This is a genomic window from Arthrobacter sp. NPDC093139 (assembly GCF_044754165.1).
GTDB lineage: Bacteria > Actinomycetota > Actinomycetes > Actinomycetales > Micrococcaceae > Arthrobacter.
In genome coordinates this window covers 1-15771 of the sequence record NZ_JBIVOO010000017.1, presented here as the reverse complement: position 1 = coordinate 15771, position 15771 = coordinate 1, and the positions used below count along the sequence as shown (strand labels likewise).

At 63.2% G+C, this 15771-nt stretch carries 16 protein-coding genes; 6 read left to right on the top strand and 10 right to left on the bottom strand.

Annotated features, from left to right (window positions below; all coding sequences use genetic code 11):
* Positions 1-86: 86 nt before the first annotated feature.
* The 7 genes from ACIP90_RS19225 to ACIP90_RS19195 form a co-directional block, all read right to left on the bottom strand.
* Entirely contained in the window at positions 87-209 is a 123-nt protein-coding gene (locus ACIP90_RS19225; RefSeq protein WP_400581258.1) for a hypothetical protein, read from the bottom strand.
* Between the two features lie 254 nt (positions 210-463).
* The gene (locus ACIP90_RS19220; RefSeq protein WP_400581257.1) at positions 464-2104 is read right to left on the bottom strand and encodes a GMC family oxidoreductase; all 1641 of its coding nucleotides are present in this window, start codon (positions 2102-2104) and stop codon (positions 464-466) included.
* The gene (locus ACIP90_RS19215) at positions 2105-3601 is read right to left on the bottom strand and encodes an aldehyde dehydrogenase family protein (RefSeq protein WP_400581256.1); all 1497 of its coding nucleotides are present in this window, start codon (positions 3599-3601) and stop codon (positions 2105-2107) included. It lies immediately after the preceding gene.
* Between the two features lie 392 nt (positions 3602-3993).
* Positions 3994-4584, bottom strand: a complete 591-nt coding sequence (locus tag ACIP90_RS19210) for a TetR/AcrR family transcriptional regulator (RefSeq protein ID WP_400581255.1) — start codon at positions 4582-4584, stop codon at positions 3994-3996.
* A 192-nt stretch (positions 4585-4776) separates the two neighbouring features.
* Positions 4777-6138 carry an aspartate aminotransferase family protein gene (locus ACIP90_RS19205; protein WP_400581254.1) on the bottom strand — a complete coding sequence of 454 codons (1362 nt, stop codon included), beginning with the start codon at positions 6136-6138 and terminating at the stop codon, positions 4777-4779.
* A complete protein-coding gene (locus ACIP90_RS19200) occupies positions 6135-7226 on the bottom strand; it encodes a phosphotransferase (protein WP_400581253.1) in 1092 nt (363 codons plus the stop codon). The genes ACIP90_RS19205 and ACIP90_RS19200 overlap by 4 nt, the downstream gene beginning before the upstream one ends.
* 290 nt (positions 7227-7516) lie before the next feature.
* The gene (locus tag ACIP90_RS19195; protein ID WP_400581252.1) at positions 7517-8443 is read right to left on the bottom strand and encodes an ABC transporter substrate-binding protein; all 927 of its coding nucleotides are present in this window, start codon (positions 8441-8443) and stop codon (positions 7517-7519) included.
* 358 nt (positions 8444-8801) lie between these two features.
* Between ACIP90_RS19195 and ACIP90_RS19190 the strand changes: the two genes are divergently transcribed.
* The 6 genes from ACIP90_RS19190 (at position 8802) to ACIP90_RS19165 (ending at position 14001) form a co-directional block, all read left to right on the top strand.
* Complete coding sequence (locus ACIP90_RS19190) at positions 8802-9473, top strand: haloacid dehalogenase type II (protein ID WP_400581251.1); 672 nt, start codon at positions 8802-8804, stop codon at positions 9471-9473.
* Positions 9474-9500: 27 nt separating this feature from the next.
* Positions 9501-10778, top strand: a complete 1278-nt coding sequence (locus tag ACIP90_RS19185; protein WP_400581250.1) for an NAD(P)/FAD-dependent oxidoreductase — start codon at positions 9501-9503, stop codon at positions 10776-10778.
* Positions 10779-10796: 18 nt separating this feature from the next.
* Positions 10797-12344 (top strand): aldehyde dehydrogenase family protein, encoded by a 1548-nt coding sequence (locus ACIP90_RS19180; protein WP_400581249.1) that lies wholly within the window; start codon positions 10797-10799, stop codon positions 12342-12344.
* On the top strand, positions 12341-13414 hold the full coding sequence (locus tag ACIP90_RS19175) for a tartrate dehydrogenase (protein WP_400581248.1): 1074 nt from the start codon (positions 12341-12343) through the stop codon (positions 13412-13414). Before ACIP90_RS19180 ends, ACIP90_RS19175 begins: the two co-directional genes overlap by 4 nt.
* A 331-nt stretch (positions 13415-13745) precedes the next feature.
* Positions 13746-13901: a hypothetical protein gene (locus tag ACIP90_RS19170; RefSeq protein WP_400581337.1), complete on the top strand. Its 156-nt coding sequence runs from the start codon at positions 13746-13748 to the stop codon at positions 13899-13901.
* Complete coding sequence (locus ACIP90_RS19165) at positions 13870-14001, top strand: hypothetical protein (protein ID WP_400581247.1); 132 nt, start codon at positions 13870-13872, stop codon at positions 13999-14001. Before ACIP90_RS19170 ends, ACIP90_RS19165 begins: the two co-directional genes overlap by 32 nt.
* 97 nt (positions 14002-14098) lie before the next feature.
* On the opposite strand, the gene ACIP90_RS19160 is transcribed toward ACIP90_RS19165, so the two are convergent.
* The 3 genes from ACIP90_RS19160 to ACIP90_RS19150 all read right to left on the bottom strand — a co-directional run.
* On the bottom strand, positions 14099-14773 hold the full coding sequence (locus ACIP90_RS19160; RefSeq protein ID WP_400581246.1) for a GntR family transcriptional regulator: 675 nt from the start codon (positions 14771-14773) through the stop codon (positions 14099-14101).
* A gap of 159 nt (positions 14774-14932) precedes the next feature.
* The gene (locus tag ACIP90_RS19155) at positions 14933-15655 is read right to left on the bottom strand and encodes a GntR family transcriptional regulator (protein ID WP_400581245.1); all 723 of its coding nucleotides are present in this window, start codon (positions 15653-15655) and stop codon (positions 14933-14935) included.
* A 14-nt stretch (positions 15656-15669) separates the two neighbouring features.
* Positions 15670-15771, bottom strand: a 102-nt coding sequence (locus ACIP90_RS19150) for an aldehyde dehydrogenase family protein (RefSeq protein ID WP_400581336.1), incomplete at its 5' end; no start/stop codon positions are given.

The window sequence follows — 15771 nt, the reverse complement described above, 5'->3', positions numbered from 1 at the left end:
CATCGGCCGGCCCCCGTGTGGCGGGTGCTCGGGCGTTTTCCCCCAAATTGTTGATGCCTAAGCCTGCTGCGCCTGCCCCCGTTTCCTCAGCGGATGAGGCAGACCAGCAGGTGAGTGCGGGCTCGAGGCCCGCGGCCGATCTCAGTCGGCTCCTCGTCGGGGACAGACACCGCATTTCCGCGGCGTCCCCTAAGTGTGGCGTAGGTCATACGATGCAGACTAATTGATGTTGAACATGTGTTCAAGACTTGTGGGTGAACAGATGTTCAGATTAATTGAACCCTCGTACCACCAGGATGGAGTGACCGAGGATCGACGCGGGCAGTGTCCGCGACGGTTGAGCCGGGCGCTGTGGATAAGCGTGGACCGGCGCTGGTACGGAAGACGCGCGTGCAGGGAGCTTGGAGCACCTTCCGCCGGTTCGCCTGCCAGCGCCGGATCCGGCCTGGGGGCGCGCTGCCGGTCAGGCGAGGGATGCGCTGAGCTCCGCTTCCGCCGTCGTTGTTTCGCCGGCACGGCTGGCGCGGATGAGGTCAGCGCAACGCTCACCGATCATCATGACTGTGATGTTGGGGTTGACCGTGACGTGCTCAGGCATGACAGATGCATCGGCGACGCGTAGGCCGGTCACGCCCTTGACCCGCAGCTCGGGATCGAGCGGCGACATGTCGTCGTAGTCCGGTCCCATGCGGACCGTGCCGACGGGATGGTAGACGGTATTGTGCGTCTTGCGAATGTAGTCCTGCAGTTCCTCGTCAGTCTGCGCCTCGATTCCGGGGGAGAGCTCACGGCCGGTCCATCCGGCCATGGCAGGCTGGGCGGCTATTTCGCGGGCCTTGCGGATACCGGCGACCATGACGCGCATGTCGTGACCCTCGGGATCGGTGAAGTACCGCGGGTCGACCGCTGGCTTGTCGCGGAAGTCGCGGCTGCGCAGCCGGACGGTGCCGCGTGACCGGGCGTGCGTGACGTTCGGTGTGAGGCTGAAGCCGTTTTCCGTGGTGGGGTAGCCGTACCGCAGGGTGTTCATGTCGAATGGGACGGACCCGTAGTGCATCATCAGGTCCGGGCGGTCCAGGCCGTCCTCGGTTGGCGTGAAGATGCCGATCTCCCACCATTGCGTCGAAGTCTGCACCATCGGCTGCTTCGCCTCGAACTGCACGACGCCTTCGGGGTGGTCCTGCAGGTGCTCGCCGACGCCGGGGGAGTCGACCAGGACCTCGATGCCGTGTTCAGCCAGGTGCCCGGCGGGGCCGATGCCGGAGAGCATGAGCAGCTTGGGCGAGTCGATCGCGCCGGTGGACAGGACGACCTCGCAGCGGGCGGAGAGCCGGTGGGTCCGGCCGAACGCCGAGTCCACGACGTCGACGCCGGTGCAGCGCTTGTCGGCGTCGAACACCAGTTGACGGGCCCGCAGCCCGGTCAGCAGCGTGAAATTCACGCGCTCGATTATCGGGTGGATGTAAGAGACCGAGCTGGAGGATCGGGTGCCGTCCGCGCGGCGGTTGATCTGGAAAAAGTTGGCGCCGTTGATCACGGTGGTGCCGCTGTTGAACTTCGCTCGCGGAATGCCTGCCTGTTCGCAGGCGTCCAGGAGCGCGACGCCGGCGGGGTCGGCCGGGGGCACGTTCATCAGGTGTACGGGGCCTGAGGCGCCGTGGTGCGGCGCGTCCGGGCCGGCGTCCTCGTTAGTCTCCAGCCGCTGGTACAGCGGCCAGGCGGCGTCAGCGTTCCAGCCGGTGGCGCCGTATTTGGACTCCCACTCGTCCAGGTCCTCGCGCGGGGCCCAGAAGGCTATGCAGGAGTTGTGGCTGGAGCAGCCACCCATCACCTTCGCGCGGGAGTGGCGCATGAAGGAATTGCCGTTCTCCTGCGGTTCGATCGGATAGTCCCAGTCGTAGCCGGATTCCAGCAGCTCCATCCAGCGGTTGAGCTGCAGTACCTCGGGCACGCCCCGGTCGTCCGGGCCGGCCTCCACCAGTGCCACGGACACGTCCTGGTCCTCGCTCAGGCGGGCGGCGACCGCAGCGCCGGCGGATCCGCCGCCGATGACGATGTAGTCGAACTCGCGGTCGGTGAGGTTCTCCACGTTGTCGATGTGCATCTAGTTCTCCTTGCCGTGGTCAGCGAACCAGCCGGTTACCTGTGGGCTGGTGTTCTGGTAGATGTGCTTGGGTTCCTGGTATTCGGCCAGGCCGGTCGGGCCGAGCTCGCGGCCGACGCCGGACTGGCCGAAGCCGCCCCACTCGGCCTGCGGGAGGTAGGGGTGGAAGTCGTTGATCCAGACCGTGCCGTGCCGCAGCCGGCCGGCCACTCGCTGCGCCTTGCCGGCGTCCTGGGTCCAGACAGCGCCGGCCAGCCCGTAGATAGTGTCGTTGGCGGTCGCCACGGCCTCGTCTTCGGTGCGGAAGGTCTCGACGGTCACTACCGGGCCGAAGGCTTCGTCCACGACGACGGACATTCCCTTGTGTACGCGGTCCAGGACGGTTGGCTGGTAGTAGAAACCGGCGTCGTACTTCTCCCCAACAGGTGCCGCGCCGCCGCAGCGCAGCCGGGCACCCTCCTCCACGCCGCGCTGGACGTAGGCGTGGACCTTGTCCCGGTGGGCCGCGGAAATCAGCGGCCCGGTTTCGGCTGCCTCGTCGAACGGGCCGCCTAGACGGATGCCCTGCGCTCGGCGGACCAGCTCGTCGACGAAGCGCTCGGCGATCGATTCCTCGACCACCAGCCGCGCTCCGGCGGAGCAAACCTGCCCCGAGTGCACAAAGGCCCCGTTCAGCGCATTGTCGACGGCGGCGTCGAAGTCCGCGTCGGCGAACACCACGTTGGGGTTCTTGCCGCCGAGTTCCAGGGCCACCTTCTTCACGCTGCCGGCGGCCGCCGCAGCAATGCGTTTGCCGGTCTCCAAACCGCCAGTGAAAGAGACCATGTCGACGCCGGGGTGTTCCGAGAGCGGTGCGCCCGCCTCCGCGCCGGCCCCGGTAACGAGGTTGGCGACGCCGTCCGGCAGGCCCAGGTCGTGCAGGAGCTGCATGGCCAGGATGGCGGTGGACGGGGTCAGCTCGGAGGGCTTGAGCACGAAGGTGCAGCCGGCGGCCAGCGCGGGTGCGATCTTCCAAGCGGCTTGGAGCAGGGGGTAGTTCCACGGGGTGATCATCCCGCAGACGCCCACCGGCTCGTAGACGATCCTGCTGACGACGGCGGGGTCCCCGGCGTCGACCACGCGGCCCGCCTGCTGCCCGGCCAGCCTTCCGAAATATTCGAAGCAGGCGGCGATGTCGTCGATGTCGATCCGGCTTTCGGCGATCCGCTTCCCGGTGTCTAATGATTCGGCGCGGGCGAACTTCTCGCGGCGTTCGCGCAGTTCCGCGGCGACCTTGAGCAGGAAGGCCCCGCGCTCAGGTGCCGGGACCGAGGTCCAGATGCCGGAGTCGAAGGCCGCGCGGGCCGCAGCGATGGCGCGCTCGGTATCTTCCCGGCCGGCCTCGGACACTGTGGCGACCAGTTCGCCGTCGGCGGGGTTGCGGATCTTGCGCACCGCGGCGGACGCCGCCGGCTCCCACGAGCCGTTGATGAACAGGGTGGATGCGGTTTCGGGCATAGTGTCTCCTTTAGTAGTGCGGCGACTAGTAATAGGACGGCGACGGGCTCATCGACGGTCTTGTAGTCGGGTTTCCAGTCCGCCTTGGGCGGGAAGCAGCCATGCGGTTGAAGCCATGGCTACTTCCAACCGCTGTGCCGGTCCGTCAGGTTCCTCTGGACCGGGTGGGTCTGATACTTGAAGCTGCGTTGCCACCGTTGTGCGGGGGCAGCCCGCCCACCAGGAGCCTTCGAAGCTGGACTGGTGTGGCCTGGGTCATACAAAGAAGAATAGTTCAGGTTGAACAACTGTTCAAGACATTCGCTGAACAAATGTTCAAGAATAATCGCGCGTGGTACGGGCCCGGCGAAGTGGGCTTGGGACTTCGTAGACCTGGCGCGTAGGCCGTGCGTTTATCGCGAAGCGGCGAAGGCGATCTGCTCCGTGCGGGTGATGCTTCGCTGGATGGATGCGTTGTCCACGCCAAGGAGTGCTGTCAGCCACATGCCGTTTTGCACGACGACAATGTCGGCTGCCCGCTCCCTGCATTCATCGCGGGAAAGTTCGGGCTTGGCATTCCCAATCAGCGTAGCCAGCCCATCGAGATACCGCTCGAACGCAGCCGCATTGATCAGTGCAAAGTCTTCATGGGCTTGCGCGAGAGCCCACAGGTGGAGACGCAGGGACAAATATCGTGTGGTCAGGAGTTCCGCGGCCGCAACGCGCCGGAGGGCCTTGCGGAGCTGTTCGTCCGGGGGCGATCCTGGCTCGGGCGCGACCAGCATAAGATCGTGCTCGTCCATTCGGTGCAAGGCAGCACGGATCAAGCTCGACTTGTCTTCGTAGTAGTAATTCACGAGCCCCAGTGCGACGCCGGCTTCCCGCGCCACAGCACGCATATTGACACCTGAGATGCCGTGGCGCGACAGCAGGTCCAGTACCGCTTCGAGAATGCGCGACTGCCTGCCAACCTGTTCGCTGGGGTTCACGGTGCTTGTATCCACCCGGCCAGACTATTGCGAAACCTGAGAGAGTGCATCTCGCTGACCTCGCGCGGGCGGGTCGCGGGCCTCGTCGCCCGGCGCTGGATGGGCGCGGATCCGGGCGTTTATCGCTTTGGGGAGTGCCTTCACGGTGGAAGGCACTCCCTAAGCGGTTGGTGCCAGCTTGTAGGCCGACCGGGTTGATGTTGGGTCTTAGCGCAGTGTCTTGAAGGCCCGGCCCATTCCTTCGAGCAGGCGATCGGCATCGGTGGTGGAGAACGGCATTGGCGGGCGGAGTTTGAGGACGTTGCCCTGGGCGCCGCAGGCCGAGATGAGAATCCGGTCCTCCCGGAGGGCGTTCACTATGCCGGCGGCGGCCTCCCCATTGGGTGAGAGTGTGGATCGGTCAGTGACGAGGTCGACGCCGATGAAGAAGCCGCTTCCGCGGACTTCTGCGACCTGGTCCAGGTTCTGGCTGAGGTCCTTGAGCCCGGTGATGATCTTCTCGCCGACCTTGCGGGCGTTTTCTATGAGTGATTCCTCGCGGATCACGTCCAGGACGGCCTGGGCAGCGGCGATGGCTACGGAGTTCCCGCCGAAGGTGTTGAAGTAGCGGATGTTCTTGCCGAACTCCACGAGCAGTTCGGGCTTGAAGATCGCGGCCGCGACGGGGATGCCGTTGCCCATGGGTTTGCCGATGGTGACGATGTCCGGGACGATTCCGTGGCGCTGGAAGCCCCACCATTCCTCGCCGGTGCGGCCGAAGCCGGGCTGGACTTCATCGGCGATGTACAGGCCGCCGGCGGCGTGAACTTCTTCGATGATCGGGCGCAGGAAGCCTGTTGGGCCGGCGAAGACACCGTCGGAGGAGAAGATGCTGTCGGCGATGAAGGCCGCCACTCCGATGCCGTGGCGGTGCAGGTCGGCGATGGCGGCACGGACCTGGTTCCGCAGGTGATCTTGCAGGGACTCTTGATCTGATGAGTACCGCAGGGCGTCGGGGGCGTCGATGACCCGCACGTTCGGCCCCAGGGGCACACCGATGCCCAGGGACGGGGAGAAGGACGCTACTTCGGTTGTCAGGCCGTGGTAGGCGCCGGAGGTGACGATGATGCCCTGGTTTCCGGTGGCGTATTTTGCCACGCGCATGGCGAGGTCGTTGGCTTCGGACCCGGTGCAGGTGAACATGACGTGGCCAAGCTCGGCGGGGAACGTGGCCAGGAGCTGCTCGGAGTAGTCCAGGATGGATTCCTGGACGTACCGGGTGTTGGTGTTCAGGGTCTGCATCTGCTCGTGGACGGCCGCGATGACCCGCGGGTGGGCGTGACCGACAGAGGGGACGTTGTTGTAAACGTCGAGGTAGTCATTTCCGTCGCGGTCAAACAGCGTGACGCCCTTGCCGCGAACGATTTCCAGGGGGTTGTCGTAGAAGAGCCGGTAGCCGGGTCCGAGGCTCTGGTCCCGGCGTCGGATGTTCTTCTGCATCTGATCCGGGAGCTCGCTAAGGCGGTTGGGATCAAAGCCATTGATCATGGCCCGGGACGGCTTGCGGATGGTTTGGGGAGTGGTGCTCATGATGTCTCCTTGATGGCTGGTGCGTCTGGTTCAGGGGTGGAAGGCAGGTGTGGTGCCGGCGCGGCGGCGGTGGCGGCGAGCCGGTCCCAGTCCGGCTTGGAGTGGGAGAGCAGGTAATCGCGCCTTTGCGGCAATTGGTTTGCCCGCCACCCCGTGATCAGGGCCCGCAGGAGCAGCCGGGCCTGGGCTGAGATGATCAGGGCCTCCAACTCCTGGACCGGCAGCGGGCGGATACTCAAATAGCCGTCCATGACGTGCAGTGCATGTTCCCAGGGGCTGGACGGGTCTGTTCCCAGAAGGTTGGCCATGGTGACGCTGAGGTCGAAGATCACCGGTGTCCGCACGGCGTCGCCGAAATCGATAATCCCGGTCACGTACTCCGGGGCGTCCGGGTCGACCAGGACATTGAACGGACTGAAATCCCCGTGGACTACCTGGGAGGTCAGGGTGTCCAGCAGCGGAACTACCTTCTCGTCGAACCGGTCGAAAATGTCTTCGGCCAGGGCGCGTTTGTGCTGCTCATCGACGTAGTCAAGAAGCGGCCGCATCCGGTGGAAGTGCTTCAGGTCCCACAGGAGCAAACGGTCGGCACGGGGATGGTCGAAGTCCTGCAAAGCAGCGCCCAGACGGGCAAGGCTTGAGCCCACCAACTGAAGCTGGCCAGCGGACGCCCCGTGATGGGCCAGCAACTCGCCAGGCATGAAGCGCATCACCCGAAGCACCCGGTCAAAGGGGCCGGGCGGTGACGGGATGAGGACTTGCGGATCTCCACCAAGGCTCCTGACAAGACGCTGGACCGGAAGTTCTGGGGCGGTGAGTTCCAGATGCTCCATGCACGCCGTCTGCAGGTGGACTATCAGGGGATCCTCATCGGCTGTGGACAGCTTGACAAGGTACATGTCATGTCCGTCTTGCAGACGAAAAGTCTCGTCTTTCTCGGTGGGAATGCGTCTCAGGTCGCCGTTCAGGCCGTAGGACTGTTCAAGGAGCTCCAGGACAGCTGAGTCGGCGAGCTGAGACTGTTCCACAAGGAGTCCGCTCTCTGATGCGACGGCCTCGATAAATTCGGAGTCGGTGCTGACATTCATGTCCTAGGCTCCTGCCGCTAGTGGAAATTCGATAAGTAGGAAATTGACAGGTCGCCTGAGTGAAGCCAGCTGCTTGATTTGCGACCGTAATGCTGGAAGCCAGCCAGCGCTGTTCCTCTGTTCTTCTGTTCAACAGTTCTACACGGAACAAGTATGCCAGCCTTCGACGGATCTAGCAAGGATTCCCCGGCTATCTGTGTCAGCGGCTGGCGAGGATACGTGTTTTACCCTCGCCGTGCCGCAGATGCGGGCGCGACGATGGATTACCGGAGCCGCTGGGGTTGGGGGAGTTAGCGGATCTCGGCTTCAGTGATGGCTGATTCGGCGAGCCCCCAGTACTCCAGCGATTCCTTGTATTCCGGGCTCTCCAGGACGGACTGGATGGCCTTCTGCAGGGCCGGGGTCAGCGGTGAGCCCTTCTTCAGCCCCATGGCGACGTTGGTGTTGGTGCGGGTATCCATCCTCGGTTCCAGGATGGTGAAGTGGTTGGGCTGCTGCTCGTTGGCCCAGGCCAGGGCGCTGGCGTCGTAGAAGACGCCGTCGATCCGCTTGGAGTCCAGCTGCGTCAGGGCCTCCTGGACGTTGGGCAGCGTCACGCCGTTGATGGCCGGCTTGCCCTTTTCCTCACAGGTCCACTTCGAGACGTTCGGCAGGTGCCTCAGCTGCTGGGTGGAGCCCTTGGTCACGCCGATGTTCTTGCCGCAGAGCGTGTCGTTGGTCAGATTGTTCGGGTTGCCGTGCGGTACCGCGACGGCCGAGCCGCCCTTGAGGTAGTTGATCATGTCCAGGACCTTCAGCCGCTCGGGCGTGGCAGACATGGTGGTGGCGGTGAAGTCGTAGCGGCCGCCGTCGATCCCGGGAATGATCGTGTCAAACGCGGTGTTCTCGAACTTCAGCTTCAGCCCCAGCTTCTTGGCCACCAGCCGGGCGAGGTCCGGGTTCACGCCAATCGGGGTGGTGTTGTCCTCGGCCAGGAACGTCATCGGCGGGGAACTCAAATCCATCGCCACCGTGATTTCACCCTTGGCCTTGTAGGACTCCGGCAGCAGCGCCACCGCGGCCGGATCCGGCTGGACACCCTCGGAGATGTCACGGGTGTTCTGCGTCTTGGGAAGGTCCGTGGATTGGGTATCCGTTGCCGTACCGCCACAGGCGGTGAGGGCCAGCAGGACAGCAAGCCCGGCGGCCGCCGTCTGGACTTTATTGATGGTCTTCATAGTGGTTCCCTTCGCATGCCCGTCAGACGAAGTTGATCCTTGGGTCGGGTCGGCATTGAGGACATCGGGGCATATTTCTGCTGGACAAGATGCAGCTCTGGTAACTGTTTCACTTCAATGGACTGTGATCTGGATCTCAGTACATGCTTAATACAAGTACCGCACTGCTCAACTGTCAACAATAAGGATCGGTCTACTATCCAACTGTTCAACTGTTGACAAAAATTGCAGGCGCGCTTTAGAGTCGACGTACTGGGCGGCCGGGTCTTCAGTACCAAGGGAAGCCGTGGAGCCCAGACACCTCATAAAAGCCGAAGGCCACATGTGGCCTCTTAAAACTTCAATGAATGGACGAATCATGGCAGACTCCAAGCGGCCGCAGTACATTTCCTTCGATATCTACGGCACACTGATCAACTGGGATACTGATTCCACTACCCGCCGGCTGCTCGCGGGCCGTTTGCCTGAAGAGCAGTGGCCTGCGTTCAAGAAGGTGTTCCGCGGGTACCGGTTCGACGAGGTCCTTGGCGACTACAAGCCCTACGAGGAGATCCTTCAGAATTCCTTCGACCGCGTATGCAAGTTCTTTGGCATCGGGCCGACCCCTGGTGCCGGCGCAGAGTTCGCTGACGCTGTACGCAGCTTCGGTGCCCACGATGACGTGCCGGCTCCGCTGAAGCTCATGGGCGACAACTACAAGCTGGTGGCTCTGTCCAACGCCGATGACAGCTTCCTGGAGATCAGCATTCCCAAGCTCGGCGCCGACTTCCACGCCGTGCTGACCGCTGAGCAGGCCCAGGCCTACAAGCCGCGCTACCAGGCCTTCGAGTACATGCTCGATACCCTGAACGCCAAGCCGGAGGACTTCCTGCATATCGCCTCTCACACCCGCTACGACATGCATCCGATGCACGACATGGGCTTCCGCAACCTCTGGGTGCTGGACCGTGGCTATGACCCCATCACAGGGGGCTACGACTACAACGCTGTCAAGTCCTTGGACGAGATCAACAAGCACCTCGGTCTCTAAACCGACGTCGAGGCGAAAGGTCAACCCGTGAAACTTAACCCCTATTGGCTGGACACTGCCGAACCATCCGGGGACTACCGGCGTACTCCGGTTCCCGAGAACGTCGACGTTGCCATCATCGGCGCCGGCTTCACCGGACTCTCCGCAGCCCTGGAATTTGCCCAGCAGGGCGCCAGCGTTGCCGTTTTCGAACGCCACACCGTGGGGTGGGGCGCGTCCGGGCGTAATGGGGGAATGGCGACGACCGGGTTGGCCATCGGTTTCACCACGGCCGTAAAGCGCTATGGAAGCACACGCGCCGTGGAGATGTTCCGCGAATACAACGACGCCATCGACAGCATCGAAAAGCTGGTGCACGACAACGGCATCGACTGCGACTACGAGCGGCACGGGAAGCTCTCGCTGGCCTTCCACAAGTCCCACTATGAGGGGTTCCTGAAGTCGCAGGAGAAGCTGGCCGCCCTGGTCGACCATCATGTCAGCGTCATCCCCAAGTCCGAGATCCACAGCGAAATCGGCACGGACTTCTACCAGGGGGCGATGCTTGACCCGCTGGGAGCAGGCCTGCACGTGGGGAAGTTTGTGCATGGGTTGGCCGGGGCGGCCGCTGCCGCCGGGGCGGACATCTGTGAGGAGGCCGGTGTTACGGAGCTGAAGAAGGTTTCGGGCACGGTGCACGACGTGCACACCTTCCGGGGCATCACCCGGGCCAAGCAGGTCCTGGTCGCCACCAGCGGCTATACCGGCGGGGTCACCCCCTGGCTGCAGCGCCGTGTGATCCCGGTGGGCAGCTTCATCATCTGCACCGAGCCGCTGCCCCAAGACGTGATTGACCGCATCCTGCCGAACCGGCGCATGGCCTCGGACAGCAAGATGCTCTGTTACTACTTCCGGATTACGCCGGACAACCGTCTGCTCTTCGGCGGCCGTGCCCGTTTTGCGCTGTCCAGCCCGGACTCGGACGTCAAGAGCGCCGAGATACTGCGCAAGGCAATGCTCGAGCTCTTCCCGTACCTCTCCAACGCCAAGGTGGACTACATCTGGGGCGGACTGGTGGACCTCTCCATGGACCAGATGGTCCACGCCGGCATCCACGACGGCCTTTACTACTCCCTGGCCTACAGCGGACACGGCGTCCAGATGGCCGCCCACATGGGCAAGCGCATGGCCCACTACATGGCCGGCGACAAGTCCGCGAACGTCTGGGAAGACCTCAAAAACCCGCCCGTACCCGGACACTTCGGCCCGCCGTGGTTCCTGCCCATCATCGGCGGGGCCGCAAAAATCATCGACCGCTTCAGCTAGGCCCACGAAGGAAATCCCATGCTTCCATCCATTAACGCTCTTGACGCGCGCCCGGAAACAACCGGAACCACCGACGGGCGGGCAGAGGTCGCCCACCTTCCCGGCGGTGCCTTCTTTGAAGGGCGGTGGCAGCGCGCTGACCTGACATTGGAAGTACGGGATCCTGAAGATGGCTTCCTGCTGGGGCGGGTGTGCAGTTCGACGGCGGTGGATGTCCGGCTGGCGATCGCCCACATCCACCGCCACCTGCAGCGCGAGGACTGGCCGCTGCGTTCCCGCAGGGAGGCTCTTGAAAGGGCTGCCCGCCTGCTGGGCGAGCAGTCCATGCGCTTTGCGAGGATCATCGCGTCCGAAAGCAGCAAGACCATCACCGAAGCCGAACGTGAGGTTCGGCGCTGCACCGAAACCCTGCGGCTCTCCGCCGCCGCTTCCAGTGAGCTGGCGGGGGAGACCCTGGGGTTCGAAGACAGCATGGCCGGCGGAAACAAGATCGGCTGGTACAGCCGGAAGCCGGTTGGCATCGTCGCGGCCATCACACCGTTTAATGATCCGTTGAACCTGGTGGCACACAAGCTGGGCCCGGCGCTGATCGGAGGCAACGGCGTCGTCCTTAAGCCCTCGGCACGCACCCCCCTGACCGGGCTGGCCTTTGTCCAGCTGCTGCTCGAGGCAGGCGTCCCGTCGGGGCGCCTCGCGGCCATTGTGGGCGGTCCCGGCGTGGCCGAGGCCGTTGTCACCGATTCCCGGGTGGACCTGATTTCCTTCACCGGCGGCCCTGCCACGGCGGAACGCATCGCTGCCACGGCCGGGGCGAAGAAGATCCTGTCCGAACTCGGCGGGAATAACGCCACGATCGTGTGCGCCGACGCGGACGCCCAAGCCGCGGCAACGGCGATCGTGGCCGGAGCCTTCGGAGTGGCAGGCCAGAACTGCCTGTCCGTGCAGCGCGTCTATGTGCACACTTCGCTGTTCGACGAGGTCCTGGAGCAGGTCACCGCCGGTACCAAGGCGCTCAGGACTGGGCCAAAGCTTGACCGGGGCACCGACGTCGGCCCGTTGATTTCCGAGGCAGAGGCCCGGCGGGTTGAGGAATGGGTGGAAGAAGCCAAAGCGGCCGGCGCCACTGTCCATGCGGGCGGGGCCCGCCGGAACGGGTACTACGAGCCGACCGTGCTGACGGATGTGCCCTCGGACTGCCGGGTGATCCGCGAGGAAGTCTTCGGACCGGTGGTCAGCATCCTGCCGTTCATCGAGGTCCAGGACGCGGTGTTTGCGGCCAACAATACCGAATACGGCCTTCAAGCCGGGGTCTTCACGCAGTCCATTGACCTGGCGCTTTCCATTGCGGAGAAACTGCACGTGGGTGCCGTGGTCATCAACGAGACCAGTGACGTCCGGATTGACTCCATGCCCTTTGGCGGCTTCAAGAAATCCGGTGTGGGCCGGGAAGGCGTCCGTCACGCGGTACGCGAGATGACCGAACCCAAGAACACCATCATCAACCTTGGCGAGTCAACCGCCCGCTGGCAGATCCTGGGCGGCCTGACGGAACGGACATCCTTGTGAGCAGCACGCATAGCATCGCCGTGATCGCCGGGGACGGCATCGGCAAAGAAGTGGTCCCCGCGGCCATCACCTGCCTCGAGCGGATCGCCTCCATTCACTCTCTCAATCTGGCGTTCACGCATTTCGACTGGGGATCGGACTACTACGGCCGGTACGGCCGGATGATGCCGGTTGATGGACTGGAACAGCTCGCAAAACATGACGCGATCTTCCTGGGTGCTGTGGGCTCCCCGGAGGTTCCGGACACGGAATCCCTGTGGGGCCTGCTGATCCCGATCCGCCGCGAGTTCCAGCAATACATCAACCTCCGTCCGGTCAAGACGCTCGACGGCGTGACCTCGCCGCTGGCGTCGGACAAGCCGATCGACATCCTGATCGTCCGGGAGAACAACGAAGGTGAATACTCCGAGGTCGGCGGGCGGATGTATCGTGGCCTGCCGCACGAGAGCGCGGTCCAGGAAACCATCTTCACCCGACTGGGAGTGTCACGGGCGGCCCACTTCGCTGCCGCGCTTGCTGCTTCCCGCCAGGGCAGGCTCACGTCCGCGACAAAGAGCAACGGCATCATCCACACCATGCCCTTCTGGGACGAGGTGGTGGAGGAAACCGCCCGGCAGTATCCCAGCGTAACCGTGACCCACAAGTTGGTGGACGCCCTGGCTGCTCACCTGGTACTGAAGCCGTGGACGCTGGATGTCATCGTCGCCTCCAACCTTCTCGGCGACATCCTCTCGGACCTGGGCAGCGCCGTCACTGGCTCCATCGGCGTTGCGCCAAGCGCCAACCTGAACCCGGAGGGGGCGTTCCCGTCCCTGTTCGAACCGGTCCACGGATCGGCCCCGGATATCGCCGGGAAGGGCCTGGCGAACCCGGTAGGCCAGATCTGGTCCGGGGCCATGATGCTGGAGCACCTCGGCCATCCCGAGGCCGCCGTGCACCTGCAGTCCGCATTCGAGTCTGCCCTACGCGACGGTTACGGCACCCGCGATGTCGGTGGGACCTCGTCGACGTCGGAATTCACGGCAGCCGTCCTGACGGCCATCGACACACTCTCCCCGGTAACGGCATAACGACCGGCAGGACGGGCGCCACGCGGTCCGTCATCGCCGCGCTCTGCCCGTGAGACGTTCCCGCCACGGATTGAAGAGGTCCAGTGGTTCGCAGAAGTCCGCCTGACGAAGGCGGACGGTTTAGCGGAGGCGCTGGACGGCGCGGATGTGCTGTGCCAGTGGCACTCCTTCTCACCCGCGCTCCGGGAGAACTGGGATGCCGCCTCGACCCTGAAGTGGATCCATGTCTCAGCAGCCGGCGTCAGCCAGCTGCTGTTCGACCAGCTGATCCGGAGCGGCGTGGTCTACACGAACTCCCGCGGCACTTGCTGGTCAGTACGACTACGTCGTCCTGGCGGCACCGCTGACCACCGCTACCAGGGGGCTGGTCGACGCCGAAGTACTCGCCGCCATGAAGCCATCCGCCGGAGGGGCACGGCCTGTGGAGCCTGGAGAACGTCATCATCACCCGCCACATGAGCCGCGATACCGAAGATTACCTCGATGACCTCGGCAAGCTGTTTGTGGACAACCTGAACCGGTACTGCAACGGCGAACCGCTCGAAAACATCGTTGACAAGACCCTGGGATTCGTCACCGCATCTTGAGCAGTAGTCCTATTAAGCCTTCCCAACCTCAAGGTCCTGGGCTAGGACGAAACAGCTTCGGTGCGTCCTCGTCGGGGGAGGGGTTCCTGCAGCTCGCTTAGCGTTCTGTATGCCTCTCGGCGATAATGCCTCGAATCGATTCCCGATACTGGATGATCGTGTCTGAGATGACCTTCTCCGCCAGGACCGGGTCGCGCGAGTCAAGCGCATCAACAATGTTTTGGTGCTCGGCTTCGAGAGTATCCGGGTCCTCGTACTCATGATGTTCAATGGAAAGCACAAACATGAAGTACCTCAGTTCGGTCACCAATTGCTGGTAGAAGATCCTCAACTTCTGGCTTCCGAGGAGTCCGACTATCGCGCTGTGAACCGCAAGGTCCTTCTCGACAATCTTGAATGGATCTCCACTCTTCAAGACTGCCCGGAACTCCTCCATGGCGGCGTGAACCTCGTCCATGGAGGTGCTTTCGGAGATGCTCCGTGCGGCCGTGGTCTCCAGATGGTAACGCGCGTTGTAGACGTCCATGATCTCCGCGTCGGTGGGGTCCCAAACGATAGCGCCCTGATTTGCGCGGTGGCGAATGAGGCCGCCCGCTTGAACTATGCGGACGGCTTCACGAACAGTGTTCCTGGAAAGTCCCAGGTTGTCGGCGAGGAGACTTTCCCTCAGGCGTTCACCTGGCTTGAGTCCTCCGCTCAGGATCATGGCTGTGAGACCATCCGCGACCTGTTGCACGGTGGACGAATGCACTATCTTAATCTGCTCAGCCATGCCTTCATGTTACAGCGTCGTCAACTGTAGGGCAGTAGACCGCACCGTCATTGCCGACGCTTCTGCTGGCTATGTTGCCCACCTGAGGAAATTACGGCTGCGTCAGGGCCAGTCAAGCCAGAGAAGGCCAGGTCCTGATGGACTTGGCCTTCTCTGGTTTCAGTTTGCCGGGGTTCTTGCTAGGGGCGTGTTTTCCTGGTTTCTGGTTGTGGTGGTGAGGTCATCGACGGCCTTTTGCATGTGGTGTTTGAGGGTTCTCCGGAGTTCTTCGCTGTTGCCCGTTTCGAGGAAGCTAAGGATGTCCTCGTGCTCCTGGATCAGGGTCTGCGCTTGTGGGTAGGAGATTTCCAGCTTGCGAATGCACATTGTTGATTCGGCGGCCAAGGTTTCATAAATTCTGGTCATTCTGCTGTTGCCGGCGGCGGCGACGAGTGTGGTGTGGAATTGCATGTCCAGTTGGGCAATTGATTGCCAGTTGGTTGCGTCCACTTGTCTTTTCATGTTCCTGAGGATTGTTTTCAAGGCCTGGCAGGTGTTCTTGATGTGCTTGGGGCTGCTGTTGAGCAGGGAATCTGCGGCGTTTGTTTCCACAGCCTCACGCACGGCGTAGATTTCCTTGCTGTCCCGGGCTGAGATTTCGAGCACGAACACCCCACGGTTGCGGCGGTTGGTGAGGATGCCCTCTTGGCACAGGCGTTGCACGGCTTCCCGGACGGGGCTCCTGGAGGTGTTCAGTTGGACGGCGAGGATGGATTCGTTGATCTGCTCTCCGGGGTGGAAGATTCCCTGGATGATTTGTTCGCGCAGCTGATCGGCGATCAGCTGCGCGGTGGGCCTTCCCTCCATGGTGAACAGGCCTTTGGCTGCTATTGATCCGCTCATCTGAATAGGAGTTCTCAGATTGCTATTGCGGTGTATTTGATCTCGAGGAATTCCTCGATGCCGACCTTGCCGCCTTCGCGTCCCAGCCCGGACTGCTTGACCCCGCCAAAGGGTGC

Excerpts from the sequence above, each read along its gene's own strand:
- ACIP90_RS19190 (WP_400581251.1), top strand. The coding sequence starts at position 8,802 with ATGGCAGACTCCAAGCGGCCGCAGTACATTTCCTTCGATATCTACGGC.
- ACIP90_RS19155 (WP_400581245.1), bottom strand. The coding sequence starts at position 15,655 with ATGAGCGGATCAATAGCAGCCAAAGGCCTGTTCACCATGGAGGGAAGG.
- ACIP90_RS19180 (WP_400581249.1), top strand. The coding sequence starts at position 10,797 with ATGCTTCCATCCATTAACGCTCTTGACGCGCGCCCGGAAACAACCGGA.
- ACIP90_RS19195 (WP_400581252.1), bottom strand. The coding sequence starts at position 8,443 with ATGAAGACCATCAATAAAGTCCAGACGGCGGCCGCCGGGCTTGCTGTC.
- ACIP90_RS19225 (WP_400581258.1), bottom strand. The coding sequence starts at position 209 with ATGACCTACGCCACACTTAGGGGACGCCGCGGAAATGCGGTGTCTGTC.
- ACIP90_RS19160 (WP_400581246.1), bottom strand. The coding sequence starts at position 14,773 with ATGGCTGAGCAGATTAAGATAGTGCATTCGTCCACCGTGCAACAGGTC.
- ACIP90_RS19165 (WP_400581247.1), top strand. The coding sequence starts at position 13,870 with ATGAGCCGCGATACCGAAGATTACCTCGATGACCTCGGCAAGCTGTTT.
- ACIP90_RS19205 (WP_400581254.1), bottom strand. The coding sequence starts at position 6,138 with ATGAGCACCACTCCCCAAACCATCCGCAAGCCGTCCCGGGCCATGATC.
- ACIP90_RS19215 (WP_400581256.1), bottom strand. The coding sequence starts at position 3,601 with ATGCCCGAAACCGCATCCACCCTGTTCATCAACGGCTCGTGGGAGCCG.
- ACIP90_RS19220 (WP_400581257.1), bottom strand. The coding sequence starts at position 2,104 with ATGCACATCGACAACGTGGAGAACCTCACCGACCGCGAGTTCGACTAC.
- ACIP90_RS19200 (WP_400581253.1), bottom strand. The coding sequence starts at position 7,226 with ATGAATGTCAGCACCGACTCCGAATTTATCGAGGCCGTCGCATCAGAG.